The sequence below is a fragment of the Mesorhizobium sp. 1B3 genome, from assembly GCF_050958605.1.
Classification (GTDB): domain Bacteria; phylum Pseudomonadota; class Alphaproteobacteria; order Rhizobiales; family Rhizobiaceae.
The window spans coordinates 341,327-363,012 of sequence record NZ_JBJHDO010000006.1 but is presented as its reverse complement, the minus strand read 5'-3'; the positions used below and the strand labels follow the sequence as shown (position 1 = coordinate 363,012).

24 protein-coding genes are annotated in these 21,686 nt (G+C 64.5%); 21 read left to right on the top strand and 3 right to left on the bottom strand.

Features of this window, described 5'->3' with window-relative positions:
* Window positions 1–198 precede the first annotated feature (198 nt).
* Window positions 199–783 (top strand): TetR/AcrR family transcriptional regulator, encoded by a 585-nt coding sequence (locus ACCO56_RS19015; protein ID WP_433642382.1) that lies wholly within the window; start codon window positions 199–201, stop codon window positions 781–783.
* A 33-nt stretch (window positions 784–816) separates the two neighbouring features.
* Window positions 817–1,197, top strand: a complete 381-nt coding sequence (locus tag ACCO56_RS19010) for a RidA family protein (RefSeq protein ID WP_433642381.1) — start codon at window positions 817–819, stop codon at window positions 1,195–1,197.
* 18 nt (window positions 1,198–1,215) lie between these two features.
* On the opposite strand, the gene hrpB is transcribed toward ACCO56_RS19010, so the two are convergent.
* Together hrpB and phnF are read right to left on the bottom strand one after the other, a co-directional pair.
* Window positions 1,216–3,681 (bottom strand): ATP-dependent helicase HrpB, encoded by a 2,466-nt coding sequence (hrpB, locus tag ACCO56_RS19005; protein WP_433642380.1) that lies wholly within the window; start codon window positions 3,679–3,681, stop codon window positions 1,216–1,218.
* Between the two features lie 58 nt (window positions 3,682–3,739).
* Window positions 3,740–4,483 (bottom strand): phosphonate metabolism transcriptional regulator PhnF, encoded by a 744-nt coding sequence (gene phnF, locus ACCO56_RS19000; protein ID WP_433642379.1) that lies wholly within the window; start codon window positions 4,481–4,483, stop codon window positions 3,740–3,742.
* A 100-nt stretch (window positions 4,484–4,583) separates the two neighbouring features.
* Here phnF and phnG point away from each other — a divergent pair, with 100 nt between their 5' ends.
* From phnG to ACCO56_RS18965, 7 genes are all read left to right on the top strand, one after another.
* A complete protein-coding gene (gene phnG / locus ACCO56_RS18995) occupies window positions 4,584–5,054 on the top strand; it encodes a phosphonate C-P lyase system protein PhnG (RefSeq protein ID WP_433642378.1) in 471 nt (156 codons plus the stop codon).
* On the top strand, window positions 5,054–5,653 hold the full coding sequence (phnH, locus tag ACCO56_RS18990) for a phosphonate C-P lyase system protein PhnH (RefSeq protein WP_433642376.1): 600 nt from the start codon (window positions 5,054–5,056) through the stop codon (window positions 5,651–5,653). The genes phnG and phnH overlap by 1 nt, the downstream gene beginning before the upstream one ends.
* A gap of 2 nt (window positions 5,654–5,655) precedes the next feature.
* Window positions 5,656–6,765, top strand: a complete 1,110-nt coding sequence (locus tag ACCO56_RS18985; RefSeq protein WP_433642375.1) for a carbon-phosphorus lyase complex subunit PhnI — start codon at window positions 5,656–5,658, stop codon at window positions 6,763–6,765.
* Window positions 6,762–7,640: an alpha-D-ribose 1-methylphosphonate 5-phosphate C-P-lyase PhnJ gene (locus ACCO56_RS18980; protein ID WP_433642374.1), complete on the top strand. Its 879-nt coding sequence runs from the start codon at window positions 6,762–6,764 to the stop codon at window positions 7,638–7,640. Before ACCO56_RS18985 ends, ACCO56_RS18980 begins: the two co-directional genes overlap by 4 nt.
* A gap of 34 nt (window positions 7,641–7,674) precedes the next feature.
* Window positions 7,675–8,451 carry a phosphonate C-P lyase system protein PhnK gene (phnK, locus tag ACCO56_RS18975; protein WP_433642373.1) on the top strand — a complete coding sequence of 259 codons (777 nt, stop codon included), beginning with the start codon at window positions 7,675–7,677 and terminating at the stop codon, window positions 8,449–8,451.
* 238 nt (window positions 8,452–8,689) lie between these two features.
* Window positions 8,690–9,397 (top strand): phosphonate C-P lyase system protein PhnL, encoded by a 708-nt coding sequence (phnL, locus tag ACCO56_RS18970; RefSeq protein WP_433642372.1) that lies wholly within the window; start codon window positions 8,690–8,692, stop codon window positions 9,395–9,397.
* On the top strand, window positions 9,394–10,008 hold the full coding sequence (locus tag ACCO56_RS18965; protein ID WP_433642371.1) for a DapH/DapD/GlmU-related protein: 615 nt from the start codon (window positions 9,394–9,396) through the stop codon (window positions 10,006–10,008). The genes phnL and ACCO56_RS18965 overlap by 4 nt, the downstream gene beginning before the upstream one ends.
* A 64-nt stretch (window positions 10,009–10,072) precedes the next feature.
* On the opposite strand, the gene ACCO56_RS18960 is transcribed toward ACCO56_RS18965, so the two are convergent.
* Complete coding sequence (locus ACCO56_RS18960; protein ID WP_433642370.1) at window positions 10,073–10,417, bottom strand: GFA family protein; 345 nt, start codon at window positions 10,415–10,417, stop codon at window positions 10,073–10,075.
* 207 nt (window positions 10,418–10,624) lie between these two features.
* Between ACCO56_RS18960 and ACCO56_RS18955 the strand changes: the two genes are divergently transcribed.
* The 12 genes from ACCO56_RS18955 (at window position 10,625) to ACCO56_RS18900 (ending at window position 21,686) form a co-directional block, all read left to right on the top strand.
* On the top strand, window positions 10,625–11,659 hold the full coding sequence (locus ACCO56_RS18955; RefSeq protein ID WP_433642369.1) for a LacI family DNA-binding transcriptional regulator: 1,035 nt from the start codon (window positions 10,625–10,627) through the stop codon (window positions 11,657–11,659).
* 102 nt (window positions 11,660–11,761) lie between these two features.
* Entirely contained in the window at window positions 11,762–12,430 is a 669-nt protein-coding gene (locus ACCO56_RS18950) for an amino acid ABC transporter permease (protein WP_433642368.1), read from the top strand.
* Between the two features lie 10 nt (window positions 12,431–12,440).
* Complete coding sequence (locus ACCO56_RS18945; RefSeq protein WP_433642367.1) at window positions 12,441–13,097, top strand: amino acid ABC transporter permease; 657 nt, start codon at window positions 12,441–12,443, stop codon at window positions 13,095–13,097.
* A gap of 47 nt (window positions 13,098–13,144) precedes the next feature.
* Window positions 13,145–13,945 carry a transporter substrate-binding domain-containing protein gene (locus ACCO56_RS18940; RefSeq protein WP_433642366.1) on the top strand — a complete coding sequence of 267 codons (801 nt, stop codon included), beginning with the start codon at window positions 13,145–13,147 and terminating at the stop codon, window positions 13,943–13,945.
* A 25-nt stretch (window positions 13,946–13,970) separates the two neighbouring features.
* Window positions 13,971–14,750 carry an amino acid ABC transporter ATP-binding protein gene (locus ACCO56_RS18935; RefSeq protein ID WP_433642365.1) on the top strand — a complete coding sequence of 260 codons (780 nt, stop codon included), beginning with the start codon at window positions 13,971–13,973 and terminating at the stop codon, window positions 14,748–14,750.
* A gap of 254 nt (window positions 14,751–15,004) precedes the next feature.
* A complete protein-coding gene (locus ACCO56_RS18930; protein ID WP_433642364.1) occupies window positions 15,005–15,958 on the top strand; it encodes a 2-hydroxyacid dehydrogenase in 954 nt (317 codons plus the stop codon).
* The gene (locus tag ACCO56_RS18925) at window positions 15,955–16,278 is read left to right on the top strand and encodes a hypothetical protein (RefSeq protein WP_433642363.1); all 324 of its coding nucleotides are present in this window, start codon (window positions 15,955–15,957) and stop codon (window positions 16,276–16,278) included. Before ACCO56_RS18930 ends, ACCO56_RS18925 begins: the two co-directional genes overlap by 4 nt.
* A 364-nt stretch (window positions 16,279–16,642) precedes the next feature.
* Entirely contained in the window at window positions 16,643–17,485 is an 843-nt protein-coding gene (phnC, locus tag ACCO56_RS18920; protein ID WP_433642361.1) for a phosphonate ABC transporter ATP-binding protein, read from the top strand.
* Window positions 17,486–17,550: 65 nt separating this feature from the next.
* Window positions 17,551–18,462: a phosphonate ABC transporter substrate-binding protein gene (gene phnD, locus ACCO56_RS18915; protein WP_433642359.1), complete on the top strand. Its 912-nt coding sequence runs from the start codon at window positions 17,551–17,553 to the stop codon at window positions 18,460–18,462.
* A gap of 58 nt (window positions 18,463–18,520) precedes the next feature.
* Entirely contained in the window at window positions 18,521–19,474 is a 954-nt protein-coding gene (gene phnE / locus ACCO56_RS18910; RefSeq protein WP_433642358.1) for a phosphonate ABC transporter, permease protein PhnE, read from the top strand.
* Between the two features lies 1 nt (window position 19,475).
* Window positions 19,476–20,840, top strand: coding sequence for a phosphonate ABC transporter, permease protein PhnE (gene phnE, locus ACCO56_RS18905; RefSeq protein ID WP_433642357.1), 1,365 nt, complete (start codon window positions 19,476–19,478; stop codon window positions 20,838–20,840).
* 138 nt (window positions 20,841–20,978) lie between these two features.
* Entirely contained in the window at window positions 20,979–21,686 is a 708-nt protein-coding gene (locus ACCO56_RS18900) for a DUF1045 domain-containing protein (RefSeq protein ID WP_433642356.1), read from the top strand.

The window sequence follows — 21,686 nt, the reverse complement described above, 5'->3', positions numbered from 1 at the left end:
GTGGAAGTGTCATGCGGTCGTGACGCCGAAGCGGACTGCATTCGGGAAGGTCTGCCCGCGGCAGCCCCCGGCCTATTTCACCCTTGGCTTGGCTCGGCTCGTCGCCGTCGCGCGGCCAGCGGTTGTGGGTAAGGCGATAGGGCGCTACCTGATTTTTTAGAGCTTGCATTCTAAAATGAAAGTTCTAAAACTGTCCATATGGCGAGAACGCGAGAATTCGACCGTGACACGGTGCTGCTTTCGGCAGCCAATCTCTTCCGGCAGCGAGGCTACAGGAATGTCTCGATCAGTGATCTGGAGAAAAGCACTGGCCTCGTCTCCGGCAGCATCTACAACGCTTTCGGCGACAAGGCCGGCCTCTTCCGAGCCGCGCTCGCCCACTATGTCGATGGGTTCGTGCGGCAGCGCATGAAGGTCTTCGCCGGCGACAAGGCGCGACTGGAGGAGCTGGAGGGTCTTTATCTGTCCGTACTGGAAATGCCGCTGGCCGATGGCCATGGCTGTCTCATCACCAACTCGATCGTCGAGTTCGGGCGTGAGGGTGGAGTTGCGTCGGAAGGCCTTGGGGAGGCTCTGGAGCTCGTGCGGAAAGGCGTGGCCGGCGTGCTCGAACGCGAGCTGGGAGCCGAAGCGGCCAAGTCCGAGACCACCCGTCTCATAGTCCTCTATCACGGCATTCTAGCGCTTTCGCGCAGTAGCACGTCATTCTCCGAAATGGCTGAGATGGTCCGGGCGGAATTCTCCCGGCTGAGAAATTTGCGCGACAGCGCTGTGAGCGCCTGAATGTTTGCTTCACCCCCTACGCAGGAGATTTCCATGCTGACGATGATCAATCCTTCCGGCTACCCGCAGTCGCCTTATTACAGCCAGGGAGCCCTTGCGACCGGCGCTCAGCGCACCTTGTACGTCTCGGGGCAGGTAGGGGTCGATGCCCAGGGAAAGGTGGGCGAGGGCATTGTCGAGCAGGCGAAGATTGCCGCCGCCAACCTGAACGCCGTGCTCGCGGAAGCGGGCATGGATAACAGCAAGCTGGCCAAGGTGACGATTTATCTGACCGACGAGAGCCTGATCCCCGCCTTCATGGAGGGAGCGGCAGGCGCCCTGCCATCACCTCCACCGGCAACGACGCTGCTGATCGTCAAGGCACTGGCCGCCCCGAATCTGCTGGTGGAAATCGAGGCGATTGCGGTGGGCTGACGCCCTCGGGAGTCCGGCCTATTTCATTCGCGGCTTGGCCCGGTTCGTCGCCGTGGCATTGACGGGGTCTTCCGGCCAGACATGTTTGGGGTAGCGGCCGCGCATGTCCGAGCGCACTTCGGCCCAGGAGCCGCGCCAGAAGCCCGGCAGGTCGCGCGTCGTCTGGATCGGGCGGTGGGCGGGAGACAGGAGTTCGAGCGTGAGGGGAACCGTGCCGCCGGCGATCGAGGGGTGCCGGTCGAGGCCGAACAGTTCCTGGACGCGGATCGCCAGCACTGGCGCTTCGCCGTCGTAGCGGATCGGCACATGGCTGCCCGAAGGAGCGTCGAAATGGGTGGGCGCAAGGGCTGATATCCTGCGCTGGAGGTCGTGCGGCACCAGTGACATCAGCCCGGCCTGGACGATGCCGGGATCGATGCGTGCGAAGGAGGCCTCGCCCGACAGGAAAGGCAGCACCCATTCGTCGAGACGCGAGAGCAGCGCTTCGTCGGACATATCCGGCCAGGGGGAGCCGAGCCCGCTATGCAGCCATCGAAGGCGCTGGCGAAGCGTCTGGGCTTCCTTGCTCCAGGGCAGGAGCGACAGGCCGTGGGAACGAAGCGCGTCCAGCATCGCTAGGTCGGCCTCCGCGCCCGATGGTGCTGGCAACATGCGTTCGGAAAGCAGGATAGCGCCGAGCCGGACCGTTTCGCGCACGCGTACGGCGCGGCGTTCCGGATCGAAGGCGCTTTCGGTCTTGCGCTCGATATGGCCGGCGAGCACCGTTCGGATATCGGTTTCCGAGACCGGGGCCGCAGCAGCGATGCGGGCGTTCTGCGCCTTGCCCTGGAGATCCGCGACCACGAGGAATCTTTCTCCTGCCAGAGGGTCGGTCGCCTCGACCGCGCCGCCGCGCCCATTGGTGAGCACGAACCGGCCGCGCTCGCCGCGCGCCATGGCGACGCGATCGGGCCACGCCAGGAGAAGCAGCGCGCCGGCCGACCCGGGCTCTCCCCGCCCACCTCCCGCCTGGCGGGCCAGCCGCTCGGCCAATTGCCGGGCCGCTATCGCACGAGGAGACTTTTCCGTCCGGAAACGTTCCAGACGACGCTCGAGGTCGGCGCTATCGCCGCCGAGCCCCCGCTCCGTCAGGAGCACGGCGAGCAGGGCGGCGTCGAGCGCCTGACCGGCATGCGCGGCCTCCGCCACCATATGCGAAAGCCGCACCGGCAGCGCCAGCTTGCGCATGTCCTCTCCGCTCTGCGTCAGCCTGCCGTTCGCGTCGATCGCCCCGAGCTCCGACAGCAGGCCGCGGGCTTCCGCCAGCGCCGGCGCGGGCGGGCGATCCAGGAAGGCGAGGCTCGTCGGATCGGCGACGCCGAAGGCGGCGCAGTCGAGCACCAGCCCTGAAAGGTCGGCTTCGAGAATTTCCGGCGGCGTGAAAGGCGGGAACGCGGCCGTCTGCTCGGCGCGCCAGAGCCGGATCGCGACGCCTGGTTGGGTACGGCCGGCGCGGCCGGCTCTTTGCGCGGCGGATGCTTGACTGACCCGCACCGTCTCGAGCCGGGTCAGGCCGGTGGCGGGTTCGTATTTCGGCAGCCGCGACAGGCCGGAATCGACAACAACGCGAACCCCGTCGATGGTGATCGACGTCTCCGCGATGGCCGTGGCAAGCACTACCTTGCGCCGGCCGGCCGGCGCAGGGCGGATGGCGGCATCCTGCGCCTTGCCGTCCATCTGGCCGAAGAGCGGCGCGATGTCGACATTCTCCGGCACCCTGCCTTCCAGCCTCTCCGCCGTTCGTTGGATTTCGCGCTGTCCGGGCAGGAAGGCGAGCACGCTCCCGGGCTCGTTCGCCAGCGCGGCGCGGATCGCTTTCGCCATTGCGTCCTCGAGGGGCATGCCGGCCGGACGCTCCTCGTGGCGGATGTCGACGGGGAAGCTGCGTCCCTCGCTTTCGATCACCGGCGCGTCGTCGAGCAGCTGGGCGACGCGTGCGCCATCGAGGGTTGCCGACATGACGAGCAGGCGAAGATCGGGACGCAGGGCGCCTTGCACGTCCAGCGCCAGCGCCAGGCCGAAATCGCCGTCGAGCGAGCGCTCGTGGAATTCGTCGAAGATTACAGCCGAGATCCCGGAAAGCTCGGGATCGTCGAGGATCATGCGCGCGAGCACGCCCTCGGTGACGACGATGATGCGAGTGGCACTAGAGATCCGGTTCTCCATCCGCATGGCGTAACCCACCCTTCCGCCTGGCTCCTCGCCCAGCAGGGCAGCCATGCGCCGCGCGGCGGCGCGGGCGGCGAGGCGACGCGGCTCAAGCAGCAGGATCCTGCCGTCGCCTCGCCAGGCCGCGTCGAGCAGTGCCAGCGGCACCAGCGTGGTCTTGCCGGCGCCGGGCGGCGCGACGAGCACGGCGTTCGGCCCGTCGTCCAGCGCGTTCCGCAACGCCGGCAGGACGGCCGTGACGGGAAGCTGGGGCAGATCTGTCACTCTTTCTTCCATCTTCGCGCGGGAAAAGCCGTGGCGGAGATATCAGCGCCGGCGGGAGCGTGGCAACCGACTAAGGCTCGCTCTGCACCGTGAGCTCCACGCGATCCGCGGCGAAGCGCGTCTCGGCGAACTGGATCGGAAGATTTTCCGGATCGACATTGATGGCCACCGTGACGAGCACGATCGCGCCCGGAGAAAGCTGGAGATCGGCAAGGTCGGAGGTATCGGCGTGGCGCGCCGAGACCAGAGTGGACTTTCGGAAATAGTCGTCGACACCGAAGGCCTTGAAGGCGGCCGTGATCGATCCCGTGCGCGCAAAGACCTTTTCGAAGCCGGGGAAACGGACGGAATCGATCCAGCTCGTGGCGCGCGAGACCGGCCGCCCGTCGGCCTCGCTGAGGATCTCCAGCCGCAGGACGGGCGCATCCTGGGGGAGGCCGAGCGCTTCGGCCGTCCGCGCATCCGCCGGTTCCATGGCATGCGCCAGCAGCGCCCCGCGCCTGTCGCGGGCCTGGCCCATCAGGCCGGTGGAGAACCGTGTGCGCGCCGAAATCGGATAGCTCAGCCGGCGGCGCTTTTCGATGAAGGTGCCGCGGCCCTGTTCGGCGCGCAGCACGCCCTCCTGGACCAGAGCGGCGATGGCGCTGCGCACCGTGTGGCGGTTCACCTTGAACCGCTCGGAAAGAACGAGCTCGGGCGGCAGCCGGCCGTCCTCGCCCAGTGTTCCGGCGGCTATGCCCTGCCGGATCCTGTCGGCGATCTGCCGCCACAGCGCCACTCCGCTTCGTCGCTCCACCGTGGTGGGCTCCATCATCTTTCTCCCTCCTGTCACAAACACGTCATGGACACAGGTTAGAAGCCAGGTATAATTTGTTCAGTTGTATAGAACAATAGACAAATCGAGCGAGGCGCGAATGAAGGTGGATAGACGACAGGAAAAAGAGGCCGAAGCGGCCCGCAAGTCCGCCATGGCCGTGATGTCGCAGGCGCCGGCCGACGCGCTGAAGCGGGCCTGGATCGAAGCCGGCTTCGAGGTCGAGGCGCATGCGGTGCGCGGGCCGGAGATCGGCTTGGTGACCGTGCGGGGCCGCATCGGCGGTGGCGGGGCTCCCTTCAATTTCGGCGAGGCGACAGTGACGCGCGCCACGGTCCGGCTCTCCACCGGCGAGATCGGTCACGCCTATGCGCTCGGCCGCGACAAGGAGAAGGCGCGGCTTTCGGCGATTGCCGACGCGTTGTGGCAGGACCCGGCGAGGCGCGGCGATGTCGAAGCGAAGCTGCTTGATCCGCTTCGAGCGGTGCTCGGCGAGGCCGACCGGCTACGGCGAGCCGAAACGGCTGCCACGAAGGTCGATTTCTTCACCATGGTGCGCGGAGAGGATTGATGGAAGCTCAAACGATCGAAGGCGGTTTCGGCAATCCGGTATTCGATGCGCAGATCGTGTTCCGCGCCGTGATGGATGCCATGGCCCGACCGGGTTCTGTAAGGCCGATGCCCGTCCTCGCGAGGCCGCCGGCGCCCCTGTGCCCGAGCACGGCGGCGGTGGCGCTGGCCCTGTGCGACCACGATACGCCGCTGTGGCTCGATACGTTCCCCCAGGCCTCCCCGGCGGTGAAGTCATGGCTCGGCTTCCATACCGGCGCGCCGATGGCCCGCACGCCCGACGAGGCGCTTTTCGCGGTTGTCGCCGCGCCCGGCGAGCTGATCTCGCTCGATAATTTCGCGCAGGGCACCCAGGAATATCCGGACCGCTCGGCCACGCTCATCCTGCAGGTGGAGACCCTTTCCGCCGGGTCTCGACTCCTGCTCGAGGGGCCGGGCATCGAAAAGGCGGCCAGCCTCTCGCCATCGCCGCTGCCGCGCCACTTCGTCGAGCAGTGGAAGCAGAACAACCAGCGTTTCCCGCGCGGTGTCGACGTGATCCTCGCCGCTCCCGAAGGCGTGGCTTGTTTGCCGCGCACCACCCGTATCCAGGAGGCCTGACGATGTATGTCGCCGTCAAGGGTGGCGAGGCAGCCATCCGCAATGCCCACAGATTGCTTGCCGATCGCCGGCGCGGCGATCGTTCCGTGCCGGCACTGCGCCTCGACCAGGTGGTGGAACAGCTTGGGCTCGGCGTCGATCGCGTGATGAGCGAGGGGTCTCTCTACGACAAGGAACTCGCCGCGCTGGCCATCGTCCAGGCACGGGGCGACCTGATCGAGGCGATCTTCCTCGTTCGCGCCTATCGGACGACCTTGCCGCGCTTCGGATACACGAAGCCGATCGACACCGCCGCGATGCTGGTGGAACGCAGGGTTTCAGCCACCTACAAGGACCTTCCCGGCGGGCAATTGCTCGGCCCGACCTTCGACTACACGCATCGCCTTCTCGATCCCGATCTGGCCGCCGGTGCGCCGGTCGATGCGTCCGAGCAGCGTGATGAAGCGGCGGCCGAGCGCATGCCGCGTGTCTCGGAAATCCTCGCCCATGAGGGGCTGATCGAGACCGACGTCGAATTGCCGGACGATCATGAGACCGGCGACATCACGCGCCAGCCGCTGGAATTCCCGATGGAACGCGACATCCGCCTCCAGGCGCTGTCGCGTGGCGACGAAGGGTTTCTGCTGGCGCTCGGTTATTCCACGCAGCGCGGCTACGGCCGCAACCATCCCTTCGTCGGGGAAGTCCGCATCGGCGAAGTCGAGTTGGAGCTGGAAGTTCCCGAACTGCCGTTTCCCGTCACCCTCGGTCGCATCCGGGTGACGGAATGCCAGATGGTGAACCAGTTCAAGGGTTCGGCCAAGGCGCCGCCGCAATTCACCCGCGGGTACGGGCTGGTGTTCGGCCAGTCCGAACGCAAGGCGATGGCCATGTCGCTCTGCGACCGTGCGCTGCGCGCCCGCGAGTTCGGCGAGGACGTGGTTGCCGCCGCGCAGGACGAGGAATTCGTCATCTCGCATTCCGACAATGTGCAGGCGACGGGTTTCGTCGAACATCTGAAGCTGCCGCATTACGTCGACTTCCAGGCCGAACTCGATCTCGTGCGCCGCATGCGCGCCGAGCATGACGGCCGCAACGATGCCGAGACCGAAAGCCGGGAGGCCGCGGAATGAACGCCCACGCCAGCGAAATCGCTTCCTACAACTTCGCCTATCTCGACGAGCAGACGAAGCGCATGATCCGCCGGGCGATCCTGAAGGGCATCGCCATTCCCGGCTATCAGGTTCCCTTCGCCTCCCGCGAAATGCCGATGCCTTATGGCTGGGGCACGGGCGGCGTGCAGGTGACGGCATCGATTATCGGGCCGGACGACGTGCTCAAGGTCATCGACCAGGGCGCCGACGACACCACCAACGCCGTGTCGATCCGCGCTTTCTTCCAGAAGGTGGCCGAGGTCGCTGTGACGACCGAGACCGCCAAGGCGACGATCATCCAGACCCGCCACCGCATCCCGGAACATCCGCTCGCCGAGGGTCAGACGCTCGTCTACCAGGTGCCGATCCCCGAGCCGCTACGCTTTCTCGAGCCGCGCGAGACCGAGACGCGCAAGATGCATGCGCTCGAGGAATACGGCCTCATGCATGTGAAACTCTACGAGGACATTGCCAGGCACGGCCACATCGCCACCACCTACGCCTATCCGGTGAAGGTCGAGGGCCGCTACGTGATGGATCCTTCGCCGACGCCCAAATTCGACAATCCGAAGATGCACATGTCGCCCGCGCTCCAGCTGTTCGGCGCGGGTCGCGAGAAACGCATCTACGCCATCCCGCCCTTCACCAGCGTGGTGAGCCTCGATTTCGAGGACCATCCGTTCGAGATCCAGACCTTCGAGGAACCCTGCGCCTTGTGCGGCGCCAGGAAGGTTTATCTCGACGAGGTGATCCTCGACGATCGCGGCGGCCACATGTTCGTGTGCTCCGACACCGATCACTGCGAGAAGCGCAGGGAAGAGGGACATCGCGGCCATCTCGCGGGAGAGGCGTGATGGTGACGGCGGTTTACAACAAGGGATCGAAGCAATGACCGACGAACCGCTTCTGCGCGTCACGGCGCTGTCGAAATATTACGGCTCGCGCATCGGCTGCGAGGACATCTCCTTCGATCTCTGGCCGGGCGAAGTGCTGGCCATCGTCGGAGAATCCGGCTCCGGCAAGACGACCCTTCTCAACTGCCTCTCGACCAGGCTTCTGCCGACCTCCGGCACTGCGGCCTATCGCATGCGCGATGGCATGTTCCGCGACCTCTACCGTATGAGCGAGGCGGAGCGGCGCTTCCTGATGCGCACCGACTGGGGTTTCGTCCACCAGAACCCCGCCGATGGGCTGCGCATGACCGTCTCGGCCGGCGCCAATGTCGGCGAGCGGCTGATGGCGATCGGCGATCGCCATTACGGCCGGATCCGGGCGACGGCGGTCGATTGGCTGTCGCGTGTCGAGATCGATGAGGATCGCATCGACGACGAGCCCCGCGCCTTTTCCGGCGGCATGCGCCAGCGCCTGCAGATCGCCCGCAACCTCGTCACCGCCCCGCGCCTCGTCTTCATGGATGAGCCGACCGGTGGGCTGGACGTTTCGGTCCAGGCACGGCTGCTCGATCTCCTGCGTGGGCTCGTCACGGATCTCGGCCTCGCGGCGATCGTCGTCACCCACGATCTTGCCGTGGCACGGCTCCTGTCGCAGCGCATGATGGTGATGAAGGATGGCCATGTCATCGAGACCGGCCTGACCGACCGCGTGCTCGACGACCCCCGCCAGCCCTATACGCAGCTCCTCGTGTCTTCGATCCTGCAGGTGTGACGATGATGGGTAGGAAACATCCTGATCGAGAATTGTTCGTCTTCGCACCCCCCTCTGTCCTGCCGGACATCTCCCCCTCAAGGGGGGAGATTGGCAGCCATCGGCCCATCCGCCAATCATCCCCGTCTCGGATGGAGCGCCGTCTCGGCGGCCGTCCAATCTCCCCCCTTGAGGGGGAGATGTCCGGCAGGACAGAGGGGGGTGATATCGCGTGCCAAACAGAAATCGGAGCGCACTAATGCCCACGCCCCTCGTCGTTTCCGAAGTCGCCAAGAGTTTCACCATGCACCTGCGCGACGGCATTCGCCTGCCGGTCGTGGCCGGCGTGTCATTTGCGCTGAAAGCTGGGGAATGCGCCGTGCTCGGAGGGCCTTCCGGCGCAGGCAAGAGCTCGATCCTGAAGATGGTCTACGGCAATTATGCCGTCGACCAAGGTCAAATCATCGTCTCCCATGACGGGCAATTGATCGACCTCGCTTCCGCCAGCCCCCGTACGGTGCTTGCCATACGCCGCGACACGATCGGCTATGTCAGCCAGTTCCTGCGCACGGTGCCGCGTGTCTCGGCGCTCGACGTCGTTGCCGAGCCGCTCGTTGCGCGCGGCGAGGGCAAGGAAGCGGCGCGCGGGCGCGCCCGTGAATTCCTGGCGCGGCTCAATCTTCCGGAACGCCTGTGGGCTTTGCCGCCGGCCACCTTCTCCGGCGGCGAGCAGCAACGCGTCAACATCGCCCGGGGCTTCATTACCTCACACCCGATTCTCCTGCTCGACGAACCCACCGCGTCGCTCGACGCCCGGAACAGGGAGGTGGTCATCGCCATGATCGAGGAGAAGAAGGCCGAGGGTGTCGCGCTGCTCGGCATCTTCCACGACGTCGATGTGCGCGAGGCCGTCGCCGACCGAGTCATCGACGTCACCGAGTTCGCTCCGGGGAAGCTCGCGGCATGACAAGGCTCTCGGAAGCGCCGCTGGTCCACGAGACGGCCGACGTTCAGGCCTCGACGCTCGGCCGCTACACGGAGATCGCGGAACGCTGCCGCGTACAGGAGACGATCCTCGGCGACTATTCCTACATGATGCAGGACTGCGCCGCCTGGTGCGTGACCATCGGGAAATTCTCCAACATCGCCGCCTCGGTGCGCATGAACGCCACCAACCATCCGACCTGGCGGGCCACGCTTCATCACTTCACCTATCGCGCCTCGGACTATTGGCCCGATGCCGAGCACGAGGCTGAGTTCTTCGCCGAGCGCCGCGCCCGGCGCGTCACGATCGGTCATGACACCTGGCTCGGCCATGGCTCCACCGTCCTGCCCGGCGTCACGGTCGGCGACGGGGCGGTGGTCGGAGCCGGGGCCGTCGTCTCGAAGGACGTCGCGCCCTACACGATCGTCGGCGGCGTCCCGGCAAAGCCGATCCGGCAGCGCTTCGACCGCGGGACGGCGGAGCGCTACCAGGCGCTTGCCTGGTGGGACTGGGACCACGACCGGCTACGCGCCGCGCTCGACGATTTCCGCAGCCTGTCGGCCGAAGCTTTCCTGGAGAAGCACGGCTGCTAGACCAGCTCCAGCAAAAGTGCGCAGCGGTTTTGCGTCCGGAATTGCATAAATGCTCTAGCGTCGCCTATTTATCGCGACCGTCATAGGGGATGCGCTGGAGCGTGGAGAGGTCTATCTCCTCGACGCAGCGAACATTGATCGACGCCATCTCCTGGCCTTCCGGGCTGACGCCCAGCCCGAACGGTGCGCAGCCGCAATTGCTGCAGAACATGTGGTCGATCACATGCTTGTTGAACTTGTAGGTGGCCATGTTCTCGCGCGGCGTATGCAGGGTGAGCTTGTCGCGCGGCACGAACCACAAGAGATAACCCTTGCGGCTGCAGTGCGAGCAGTTGCATTCGACCACGCTGGAAGGCGCGCCCTCCACATCGAACGAGACATTGCCGCAGTGGCAGCTTCCTCTGGCCATCGCTTTCCTTCTCCTGATTGATTTGCGGCCGATCCTACCGCGGCAGATTGCTCAGCAGAAGTGCGGTGCCCGCGGCTGTCCACGACAGCGGCACGCGATTCCGGCCGCATGGAGTTCCCCCGCCGGCTTCGGCGCCTATAATCGGCGGTGAAGCAACTGACGGAACCGTGATTCACGGGCCGCAAAAGACCGACACAAGCGACTTACATGCCTGCCAACGATCGAAAGAAAAGCCGTGCAACGCTCCTCGATGTCGCGCGCCGGGCGAATGTTTCCCGGGCTACGGCATCCCTCGTGCTCCGCAAGAGCCCGCTTGTGGGCGCTGCCACACGCCAGCGCGTCGAAGAGGCCATGCAGCAACTCGGCTACGTCTACAACATGAGCGCAGCCGGCCTGCGTGTCGAACGCAGCCAGACAGTGGGTGTCGTGGTGCCCACGCTGAAGAATCCTTTCTTCGCCGAACTCCTCTCGGGGATCGAAGCCGTCATCGATGCTGCCGGCCTCGTGGTGATCATGACCAACAGCGGCGACCTCGTCGATCGTCAGAGCACGTTGATGCGGCGCATGCGCGAGCATGGCGTGGACGGCGTCATCCTTTGCCCCGCAGCGGGCACGGAGCTGGCGTTTCTGGAGGGGATAGCCCACTGGGGCATGCCCCTGGTGCAGGTATTGCGCCATGTCTCCGACGAGATCGATTATGCCGGCGTGGACTACGCCGCCGGCATGCACCAAGCCGTCGACTATCTCGCTTCGCTCGGTCACCAGACCATCGCCTTTGCCGTGCATGGATCCATCCATTCCGCCTACCAGGAGCGCGTCGACGGCTTTCGCCTGGCGATGCAAGCCCATGGCTTCGACGCCAGCATGATCATCCGTGTTCCCATGCAGATGGCGCAGGTCGCCGGCTCCGCCGGGCTCCTGTTCGAGCAATCGCGGCCACCGACCGCGGTCATTTGCTTCAACGACATCATTGCCCTGGGGCTGGCGGCCGGCCTCTACGATCTTGGCCGCTCCGTCGGCCGCGACTTTTCGTTGATTGGCTTCGACGACGTGACGGATGCCGAAGCGATGCGTCCGCGTCTGACCTCCGTTTCCACGGCGCCGGTCGCGATCGGCGAAAGCGCGGCGCGCCTCCTGCTCGACCGGATAACGGATCCGATATTGCCGCCGCGACGGGCGGTCGGTCCGGCCGTGCTGCATGTCCGCCAGTCCTGCGCGCCGCCTGATATCGTGATGGCATGACCGGGATTCGCGGTTGACGTCGCCTGAATTCGGCTTTAGATCGATCTAAAGCTCGCTTTCAGCGGAGGGAAAGCGGGATCTGCCACGTCGGGAGGCTGCCCGTTGTACGAATTCAACTTTGCGCCGGTGCTGGCGGCGTTCGATCAACTGCTCGTCGGAGCGTGGCTGACCATCCGGCTTTCCTGCATCGCCATGGTGCTCGGCCTCGTCGTTTCGGTCGTCTGCGCCTGGGGCAAGACCTCCGGTCCGGCACCGCTCCGCTGGGTGATCAACGCCTATATCGAAATCATCCGAAACACGCCGTTTCTGGTGCAGATCTTCTTCATCTTCTTCGGCCTGCCCTCGCTCGGCCTTCGGCTGTCGCCGAACGGAGCGGCGCTTCTGGCCCTCGTCGTGAATTTCGGCGCCTATGGCACGGAGATCATCCGAGCCGGCATCGAATCCGTGCAGAAGGGGCAGATCGAGGCGGGCACCGCGCTTGGCCTGTCGAAGCTGCAGACCTTCCGCTACATCGTTCTCAAGCCGGCACTGCGTACGGTTTATCCCGCTCTTACCAGCCAATTCATCTATCTCATGCTCACTTCGAGCGTCGTCTCGGCGATTTCGGCTGACGATCTTGCAGCCGCCGGCAACGATTTGCAGTCGGCCACATTCGCGAGCTTCGAGGTCTATGTCGTCATCACCCTGATGTATCTGGCGATGTCTGTCGGCTTCTCGGCGATATTCTCAGCGATCGAGAGGATGGCCTTCAAATATCCGTTGAGCCGATAGGAGCCCGCCCATGATCAGGTCCTTCGGATGGAACGAGTTCTTCACCATCGTCATGGCGGCGCAATGGACCATCGCGCTCTCGGCCATCGCCTTCGCGGGCGGCGGTCTTGGAGGCCTGCTGATCGCGCTGGCGCGTGTCTCCGACGCCCGGCTGCCGCGCCTCCTCGCCATCGGCTTCATCCGGTTGTTCCAGGGAACGCCGCTGCTCATGCAGCTGTTCCTCGTCTTTTTCGGGATGAACATTCTGGGTTTTGCCATCAATCCATGGGCGGCCGCGGCAGTGGCGCTGACCCTTCACGCCAGCGCCTTTCTGGGCGAGATCTGGCGCGGCTGCATCGAGGCGATCCCGCCGGGTCAGCGCGAAGCGGCGACGGCGCTTGGGCTCGGCTATTATCGCCGGATGCGCCACGTCATCCTGCCGCAGGCGGCACGTATCGCCGTCGCGCCGACGGTCGGGTTCCTCGTGCAGCTCATCAAGGGCACCTCGCTTGCCGCCATCATCGGCTTCACCGAACTGACGCGCCAGGGTCAGATCATCAACAATGCAACCTTTAGCCCCTTCCTGGTGTTCGGAACCGTGGCTGCCGTCTATTTCGTTTTGTGTTGGCCCCTTTCGGTGCTCGCTAGCCGCATGGAACTCAAGTTTTCCCGAGCGACGGCACGTTGACGGGATCCCTTGCCGGGAGGAACCGGCGCAACCCAAGGACAGGAAAGATGAACATAACAAGACGCATGGCAATGGCACTCGTCGGCGCCGGCCTAATGGCGGGCATGATCACCGCTCCGGCCGCGGCGCAGACCGTCGAATCCATCAAGTCCGCCGGCACGGTGAAGATCGGAATGCTGGTCGATTTCCCGCCCTTCGGCATCATGAATGAAAGCAATCAGCCGGACGGTTATGATGCGGACGTTGCCAAGCTGCTCGCCAAGGAGCTCGGCGTAGAGGCTCAGATCGTGCCGGTCACCGGTCCGAACCGCATTCCTTACCTGCAGAGCAATCAGGTCGACCTGCTGGTCGCCTCGCTCGGCATCACCGAGGAGCGCGCCAAGAACGTCGACTTCTCGCAGCCCTATGCCGGCATTTCGATCGGCGTCTTCGGGGCGGAGGATGTTGCCGTGTCCAAGCCGGAGGACCTTTCCGGCAAGACGATCGGCGTCGCCCGCGCCAGCACGCAGGACACCGCCGTCACCAAGATTGCTCCGCAGGATGCCAAGATCCAGCGCTTCGACGACGACGCGAGTGCCGTCCAGGCGCTGCTCTCCGGCCAGGTCGAGCTGATCGGCGTCTCCAACGTCGTCGCGGCCCAGATCGAGAAGGCCGCCCCCGGCCGCTTCAACCAGAAGCTTTCGCTCAGCGAGCAGGTGCAGGGCATCGCGGTGCGCAAGGGTTCGTCCGAGCTGCTCACTTTCGTCAACCAGTTCATCGACAAGGTGAAGGCCGACGGTCAGCTCAATGCCATCCACGAGAAGTGGCTCGGCTCGCCGCTGCCGGACTTCGTCGGCAAGGCCAAGTAAAAAAAGAACAAGGGAACTCCCCGTCATGACCAAGCTGATGGAAAAGACACCGGCAGATGACCTGCGGGGAGCTTCCGGTCCCGCCGTGCTGATGGAAGGCGTCGACAAATGGTATGGCGACTTTCATGTCCTGAAGGACATAGAGCTCTCCGTCGCCCGCGGAGAACGGATCGTCATCTGCGGGCCCTCGGGCTCGGGCAAGTCGACGCTCATCCGCTGCATCAACCAGTTGGAGACCGTGCAGCGGGGCAGGATCGTCGTAGACGGGATGGACCTCACCGCCGGCGGCAAGAATGTCGAGCTCGTCCGCCAGGAGACCGGCATGGTCTTCCAGCAGTTCAACCTGTTCCCGCATATGACGGTTATCGAGAACTGCATGCTGGCGCCGATGAAGGTGCGCGGCATATCCTCGGCCGAAGCCGAGAAGACCGCGCGCAAGTTCCTGGAGCGCGTGCGCATCCCCGAACAGGCGGGCAAATATCCGGCACAGCTCTCCGGGGGCCAGCAGCAGCGCGTCGCCATCGCCCGCGCGCTCTGCATGAATCCGAAGATCATGCTCTTCGACGAACCGACCTCGGCGCTCGATCCCGAGATGGTCAAGGAAGTGCTCGACACCATGATCGATCTCGCCCGCGAAGGCATGACCATGCTTTGCGTGACCCATGAGATGGGATTTGCCCGCAGCGTCGCGGACCGCGTGATCTTCATGGATCGCGGCGAGATCCTCGAAATGGCGTCGCCGTCGGAGTTCTTCGACAATCCCAAGCACGAGCGCACCAGGAATTTCCTCGGCCAGATTTCCTAAGGCTGGCCTTAGGAAAATGGCCGAACGTTTGCATAGCCCCTCACTGTCCTGCCGGACATCTCTCCCCGCATGCGGGGAGAGAGACGCTGGCCGCTTGGGTTTCGCCAATCGGATACGCAGGCGATTGGCGAAAGCAGACACGACATCGACTCTCTCCCCGCATGCGGGGAGAGATGTCCGGCAGGACAGTGAGGGGCCTTCTCCTACAGCCGGCATTTGATGTCGCTGGCATCAAAAACTTACGGAGTTTCCAATTGAAGCACCATATCCTGCTGGTCGAACCGATGATGAAGGTCATCGAAGATCGACTCGACGAGGCCTACACCGTTCACCGGCTCTACAATCCCGAGGAGAAGCAGGCGATCGAGGCGGCGTTGCCATCGATCCGAGCGGTCGCGACCGGCGGCGCCACTGGCCTTCCCCGCGAATGGTTCGATCGGCTTCCCGCTCTCGGCGTCATCGCCGTCAACGGCGTCGGCACTGACAAGGTCGATCTCGAGCTTGCCCGAGCTCGCAACGTCCATGTCACCACCACGCCAGACGTGCTGACCGAGGATGTCGCGGATATGGGCATCGCTCTGATGCTGGCGCTGCTCCGGCATATCCCGCAGGGTGACCGGATGGTGCGCGAGGGGCGCTGGGCGAAGCGCGAACCGTTCCCACTCGGCACCAAGGTTCATGGCAAGCGCATCGGGGTTTTGGGCCTCGGCCAGATCGGGCAGGCGCTGGCCAGGCGCGCCGAGGCGTTCGGCATGGCCGTTCGCTACTGGAACCGCTCGCTCCTCGACACTGCTTGGGTCCGCCATGCCTCGCCGGTCGAACTCGCTGAGGACAGCGACGTGCTCGCCGTCTGCGTCGCCGCCAACGCCGCCACGCAGGGCATCGTCAATGCCGAGGTGCTTGCTGCCCTCGGCCCTACGGGCTTCCTCGTCAATGTCGCACGCGGCAGCGTCGTCGATGAAGATGCACTGCTTGCGGCTCTGAAGGGGGGAAGCATAGCCGGGGCCGGCCTCGACGTCTTCGTCGACGAGCCGACCATCCGCGAGGAGTTCTTCACCGCGCCGAACACCGTTCTCATGCCGCATCAGGGCAGCGCGACTGTGGAGACCCGGGTGACGATGGGCGAGATCGTGCTTGCCAACATCGCCGCCTATTTTGCCGGCGAAAAGCCGCCGACCTCCGTCAACTCACAAATGGACAAGCCATGATCGTTCGCCAGGCCTTCTTCGAAGGCAGCATCCGTTCTGGGCAAGAGACTGCCTTCAAGGCCTATGTCGCGGAAAAGCTGCTGCCCATGTGGCTGCGGTTTCCCGGCATCAGGGAAGTGCGCGTGCTCTACAATGTCGAGCGCGACGAGGGCGCCCCTTCCTACCCGATGGTGCTTTCCACCATGTATGACAGCCGCGAGGCTCTCGCGGCCGCGCTCGAGTCACCGGTTCGCTACGAGAGCCGGGAAGCGACCAAGGGCCTGTTCGACATGTTCGAGGGTCATATCCACCACCACGTCTTCGACCTGGCCGAGGGCTGAGACCGGCCGGGTGTTGCGCCGCGGTCTGCGGCCGGCCGCCAGGGAACGGAATGGATCCTCGTGTCAGCTTCGCTCACTGACGTGAGCTCGCGCCCGAGGATGACGATTTGCATTGAGGCCTGCGCCAATCGCCAGCGTTTGCGATTGGCATCGCGCCAGAAGCTTCGTCATACTCGGGCCCGAGCGAAGCGAGGATGACCCGAGTATCCATGCCGTTCCCTGGCGGCCGGCCGCCCGACGGCAGAGAACAAGGGCCTCTGTTGATCGTTACAAAACTGACATCGAACCGACACCGCAGCTTCATGGAGCTGCTTTAGCGGGTTCCCGTGGATAGGCCGAAGAGCCGCCGGACAGGGAAGCCGCAATGCTGGAAATCCGCAACGTGACACGCCGCTTCGGCGCGAAGACCGCCGTCGGGGGAGTGGCATTCGATATACCTCAGGGCCAGATGGTCGGAATCATCGGCCGTTCGGGCGCGGGCAAGTCGACGCTTCTGCGCATGATCAACCGCCTGATCGACCCCAGCCAGGGCTCGATCCTGTTCGAGGGGACGGATGTGTCGAAGCTGGCTGGGTCGGCGCTGCGCCGCTGGCAGCGCGACTGCGCCATGATCTTCCAGCAGTTCAATCTCGTTCCCCGCCTCGACGTCCTGACCAATGTTCTCCTCGGCCGGCTCAATCATCGGTCGACCGTGCTCAATCTCCTCAATGTTTTCTCCCGCGATGAGCGCGCCATGGCGATTTCGGCCCTGGAGCGCCTCGACATCGCCGGCACCGCGCTGCAGCGGGCCGGCACATTGTCCGGCGGCCAGCAGCAGCGCGTGGCGATCGCGCGGGCGCTGATGCAGCAGCCCAGGATGATCCTCGCCGACGAACCGATTGCTTCGCTCGACCCGCTGAACGCCAAGGTCGTGATGGACGCGTTGCGCGACATCAACCGGCGCGAGGGCATCACCGTCATCACGAATCTGCACACGCTCGACACGGCGCGTACCTATTGCAGCCGCATCATAGGCATGGCCGCCGGCGAGGTCGTTTTTGACGGCGGGCCCGGAGATCTGGACCGCGAGGCCGTGCGCCGCGTCTACGGCGCCGACGGCGACGGAAACGAAATCTCCGAGGCGATCACCTCGACCAGCATTCATGACGGCAGGCTCCGCCGCTTCGGCACCGCCGGCGCGCTCGAACCGGCCCTCGCCGGCCTCTGACGGCATCCAGACCTCACGAACGCTTCGGGCCAGCATTGCCCGAGCCCAAACAGGAGAAATATCTCATGCTCAGGAAGATCCTATTCGGCGCCGTTTCGCTCGCCGCCATCGCCATCGGTGCGGCCCAGGCGGAAGATCTCAAGGAATTCCGCATCGGCATCATCGGCGGCGAGAACGAGGCCGACCGGTTGCGCAATTTCCAGTGCCTGGTCGACCAGTTGCCTTCGGTCCTGGGCGTCGAGAAGGTGTCGCTCTTCCCCGCCGCCGACTATGATGGCACCATCCAGGGCCTGCTCGGCGGCACGCTCGACTATGCCGAACTCGGCGCTTCCGGCTATGCCAAGATCTATCTGGAGGATGAGGACGCGGTCGAGCCGATCCTGACCACCGTCCAGACCGACGGCGCGACCGGCTATTATTCGATCATGGTCGCCCGCAAGGATTCCGGCATCACGTCGCTCGCCGACCTGAAGGGCAAGAAGCTCGGCTTCGCGGATCCGGACTCGACCTCGGGCTATCTCATCCCCGTCACGTCGCTGCCGGCCGACCTCGGCAACGCCCCCGTGAAGGACTATTTCGCCTCGACCGGCTTCGGCGGCGGCCACGAGAACCTCGTGCTGGAAGTCCTGAAGGGCACCTTCGATGCCGGCACGACCTTCGGCTCGGGCGTCGGCGAATTCTCGGACGGCTACACCTCCGGCAACCTGAAGAAGATGGTCGACAAGGGCATCCTCGACATGGACGACCTCGTCGAGGTCTGGAAGTCGCCGCTGATCCCCAACGGTCCGATCGTCGTGCGCACCACGCTCGACGCCGACATCAAGGCCAAGTTCAAGGATTTCATGCTCAAGCTGCCCGAGACCGACGCGGAATGCTTCTCGGCCATCCAGGGCGGCGACTTCAAGAGCTTCATCGAAGTGAACGCGGACTTCTACGCCCCGATCATCGCTGCCCGCAAGGCGCAGATCGGCGGCTGAGGCAGATTCTTTTCAAACGCGCCGCGGCAGCCGCGGCGCGTTTGCATGAGGAAACTACATGAGTGGGACACTTTCGGAGGCCGGCCTGGCGGTCGAGCGCCATTGGCGCGAACTGGCCGGGCGGCGCCGGCTCTACACGATCGGTGGTGCCGCCTTCATCATCCTCGCTATGGCGGGATCGCTGTGGTTCGCCAATGAGAGCAATGCCGGCAAATTCTGGGACCGGCTGCCCTACTTCTTCGACTTTGTCGATCAGATGGTGCCGCGTGACGGCTGGGAGATCTTCCGGGCGCTGTTCGACCTGCCGTCGCCCTATGACGATGGCAGCCTGAAATACAACCATCCCGAGGGCAGGGTCTATCTCACCCAATCGCTCTATCTGCCCGAATATTTCTACAAGATGCTGGAGACCGTGAACATCGCGCTGGTCTCCACCCTTGTCGGTTTCGCCCTTGGCTTCGTGCTCTGTTTCCTCGCCGCCTCCAACCTGGTGACGCGGCGCTGGCTGCGCTTCTTCGTGCGGCGCTTCATGGAAATCCTGCGCGCCTTCCCCGAGATCGTGATCGCCGGCTTCTTTCTCGCTATCCTGTCGATAGGCCCGGTACCGGCCATCATCGCCGTTTCGATCCACACGGTCGGAGCTCTCGGCAAGCTCTTCTTCGAAGTGGTCGAGAATGCCGACATGAAGCCCGACGAGGGGCTGCGCGCCGTCGGCGCCAGCTGGATCGAGCGGGTCTGGTACGCGATCGTGCCGCAGGTCATGCCGAATTTCCTGAGCTATGCGCTCTTGCGTCTCGAGATCAATGTACGCGCCTCCACCATCATCGGCGCAGTCGGCGGCGGCGGCATCGGCGAGGAACTGCGCCTTTCCATCAGCCGCACCCACGAAGCCAAGACCCTGGCGATCGTCCTGCTGCTGCTGGTGACGATCATCGCCGTCGACCAGTTCTCTGCCTGGCTGCGGCGCAAGCTCGTCGGCGACCAGGCCTTCGCCTTCGGCCGGGGAGTCTGACATGTCCAATCTTTCTCAGGCCGACATCGCCGAAATCGCCGCCCGCTATCCCGAAGCCTTCGCCGGCTCGCAGAAAAAGAGACTGATCTCCTGGAGCGTGACGCTCGGCATCGTCGTCTATCTCGTCTTCGCCTGGTGGCTGTTCTCGATCGGCACGGTGTTCTCTTCCGGTAATTGGAGTATCGCCGGAAGTTATCTTGCCGACTGGGTGAGCTACGAGACGCGGCCCAGGGTGGATTTCAAGGAAGATGGCGCGACCATCGCCTATCCGCGCTTCTCCGCCTATAACGCCGAAAGGCACCCCGACTGGATCACGCTCGATCCCGCGCCGACGGGCGAACCGAAACAGATCTTCCGGCATGTCGTCATGGATATGGGCGCCGGCACGATCGAACTCACGCCGGGCGAGGTCGTCGTCGCCAGCGGTGGAGAAAGGCTGGAAATCCGGGTCTCGCCCGGCAAGGGCATCGAGCCGAACGGCCAGCTTCCCGCCTGGGCCGAGGAAAAGGAACCGGGCAGGAAGATCATTGTCGATTTCGGTTTCTCCGGCCGCGCCGAGATCGAGGACGACGAGATCAAGGTGCGCCGACGCTTCTGGGGATGGGAGAATTTCATCTTCGACGCCAACTCGCCGTTCTGGGGCAAGTCGTTCGGCGAGGTGATCACGCTTGCCTTTTCGAGCGAACGCATCCGGCCCGAAATGTCGAACGCGGCTCTTGCTTTTGACAACATCCTCAACAATGCCGAGTGGCAGCATGGCGACGTCTGGCTGAAACTGCTGCAGACAATCGTCATGGCGTTTGCCGGAACGGTGCTGGCGACGCTGCTCGCCTTTCCCCTGGCCTTCATCGCCGCCCGCAACATTACGCCGAACCGCATCGCCAACCAGCTCGCCAAGCGCTTCTTCGACTTCCTGCGCTCGGTCGACATGCTGATCTGGGCTCTGTTCTTTACTCGCGCCTTCGGGCCAGGGCCGCTCGCCGGCATCTCGGCCATCTTCTTCACCGACACCGGCACCTTCGGCAAACTTTATTCGGAAGCGCTGGAGAATATCGACGACAAGCAGCGCGAGGGTATCCGCTCCGTCGGCGCCAATCCGGCCTTGGTGCAGCGCTACGGCGTGCTGCCGCAGGTCTTGCCGGTGTTCCTGAGCCAATCGCTCTATTTCTGGGAATCCAACACGCGCTCGGCGACGATCATCGGCGCGGTGGGTGCAGGCGGCATCGGGCTGAAGTTATGGGAGGCCATGCGCACCAACTCCGACTGGGAGAATGTGGCCTACATGGTGCTCCTGATCCTGCTCGTCGTGTTTGTATTCGACGGCATATCGAACGCATTGCGGAAGCGGTTGATGGGCGCAGCTTGAGGCGGCGGCCACAATCCGATCAACCTCTTCTTGTACCCGCCATGACTTGCCCTCGGGATTCTGCTACGGACAACTCACGCGGCTTCGTCATTCTGTCATGCAAATCACCTATGGCATCGAGGCTCGCGAGGATAAATCATGCGTTATGCTATCTATTTCACGCCTGCCCAGACCGATCCGCTGACACGGATCGCGGCCAACTGGCTGGGGCGTGACCCGTTTACCGGCGCCGCTACGCCGGCTCCGGTGGTCGGCGATCTCACGCCGGCTGAGGTCGCCTTCCACACTGCGGCGGCACGGCGCTACGGCTTCCATGCCACGCTCAAGGCGCCTTTCCGGCTCGCCGACAGCGAGAGCGAGGCTACGCTCCGCAAGGCGATGGAAACTTACGCGGCCGGCATGGCTCCGGTCGTCATTCCGCGTCTCGTGGTCAAGCAGCTCGACGGCTTCTTCGCCCTGGTACCGGATGAAAGGCTTCCCGATCTCCACCGGCTTGTCGACGATGTGGTGGTTTTCTTCGATCGTTTCCGCGCGCCCCTTACGGAAGCCGAGATCGAACGGCGCAACCCGGATGCGCTGAGCCCTGGCGAGTTTCGCAATCTCTGCCAATGGGGTTATCCTTACGTCTTCGAGGCGTTCCGTTTTCACATGACGCTTTCCGGCCGCGCCGCCGAAGCAGAAGCGCCACGCCTGCGCGCGGCGATCGAGTCCTTCTTCGCGCCTGTCCTCGACAAGCCTGTCGCGATCGATGGGCTCGCCCTGTTCGTGGAGCCCGAGGCCGGAGCGCCCTTCACCGTCCAGTCCTATCATCCGCTGGGGAACCGGCGGGAAAGAAAGTCCGCCTGA

Coding starts and splice junctions, on each gene's coding strand:
- ACCO56_RS19015 (WP_433642382.1), top strand. CDS start 199: ATGGCGAGAACGCGAGAATTCGACCGTGACACGGTGCTGCTTTCGGCA.
- ACCO56_RS19010 (WP_433642381.1), top strand. CDS start 817: ATGCTGACGATGATCAATCCTTCCGGCTACCCGCAGTCGCCTTATTAC.
- hrpB (WP_433642380.1), bottom strand. CDS start 3,681: ATGGAAGAAAGAGTGACAGATCTGCCCCAGCTTCCCGTCACGGCCGTC.
- phnF (WP_433642379.1), bottom strand. CDS start 4,483: ATGATGGAGCCCACCACGGTGGAGCGACGAAGCGGAGTGGCGCTGTGG.
- phnG (WP_433642378.1), top strand. CDS start 4,584: ATGAAGGTGGATAGACGACAGGAAAAAGAGGCCGAAGCGGCCCGCAAG.
- phnH (WP_433642376.1), top strand. CDS start 5,054: ATGGAAGCTCAAACGATCGAAGGCGGTTTCGGCAATCCGGTATTCGAT.
- ACCO56_RS18985 (WP_433642375.1), top strand. CDS start 5,656: ATGTATGTCGCCGTCAAGGGTGGCGAGGCAGCCATCCGCAATGCCCAC.
- ACCO56_RS18980 (WP_433642374.1), top strand. CDS start 6,762: ATGAACGCCCACGCCAGCGAAATCGCTTCCTACAACTTCGCCTATCTC.
- phnK (WP_433642373.1), top strand. CDS start 7,675: ATGACCGACGAACCGCTTCTGCGCGTCACGGCGCTGTCGAAATATTAC.
- phnL (WP_433642372.1), top strand. CDS start 8,690: ATGCCCACGCCCCTCGTCGTTTCCGAAGTCGCCAAGAGTTTCACCATG.
- ACCO56_RS18965 (WP_433642371.1), top strand. CDS start 9,394: ATGACAAGGCTCTCGGAAGCGCCGCTGGTCCACGAGACGGCCGACGTT.
- ACCO56_RS18960 (WP_433642370.1), bottom strand. CDS start 10,417: ATGGCCAGAGGAAGCTGCCACTGCGGCAATGTCTCGTTCGATGTGGAG.
- ACCO56_RS18955 (WP_433642369.1), top strand. CDS start 10,625: ATGCCTGCCAACGATCGAAAGAAAAGCCGTGCAACGCTCCTCGATGTC.
- ACCO56_RS18945 (WP_433642367.1), top strand. CDS start 12,441: ATGATCAGGTCCTTCGGATGGAACGAGTTCTTCACCATCGTCATGGCG.
- ACCO56_RS18940 (WP_433642366.1), top strand. CDS start 13,145: ATGAACATAACAAGACGCATGGCAATGGCACTCGTCGGCGCCGGCCTA.
- ACCO56_RS18935 (WP_433642365.1), top strand. CDS start 13,971: ATGACCAAGCTGATGGAAAAGACACCGGCAGATGACCTGCGGGGAGCT.
- ACCO56_RS18925 (WP_433642363.1), top strand. CDS start 15,955: ATGATCGTTCGCCAGGCCTTCTTCGAAGGCAGCATCCGTTCTGGGCAA.
- phnC (WP_433642361.1), top strand. CDS start 16,643: ATGCTGGAAATCCGCAACGTGACACGCCGCTTCGGCGCGAAGACCGCC.
- phnD (WP_433642359.1), top strand. CDS start 17,551: ATGCTCAGGAAGATCCTATTCGGCGCCGTTTCGCTCGCCGCCATCGCC.
- phnE (WP_433642358.1), top strand. CDS start 18,521: ATGAGTGGGACACTTTCGGAGGCCGGCCTGGCGGTCGAGCGCCATTGG.
- phnE (WP_433642357.1), top strand. CDS start 19,476: ATGTCCAATCTTTCTCAGGCCGACATCGCCGAAATCGCCGCCCGCTAT.
- ACCO56_RS18900 (WP_433642356.1), top strand. CDS start 20,979: ATGCGTTATGCTATCTATTTCACGCCTGCCCAGACCGATCCGCTGACA.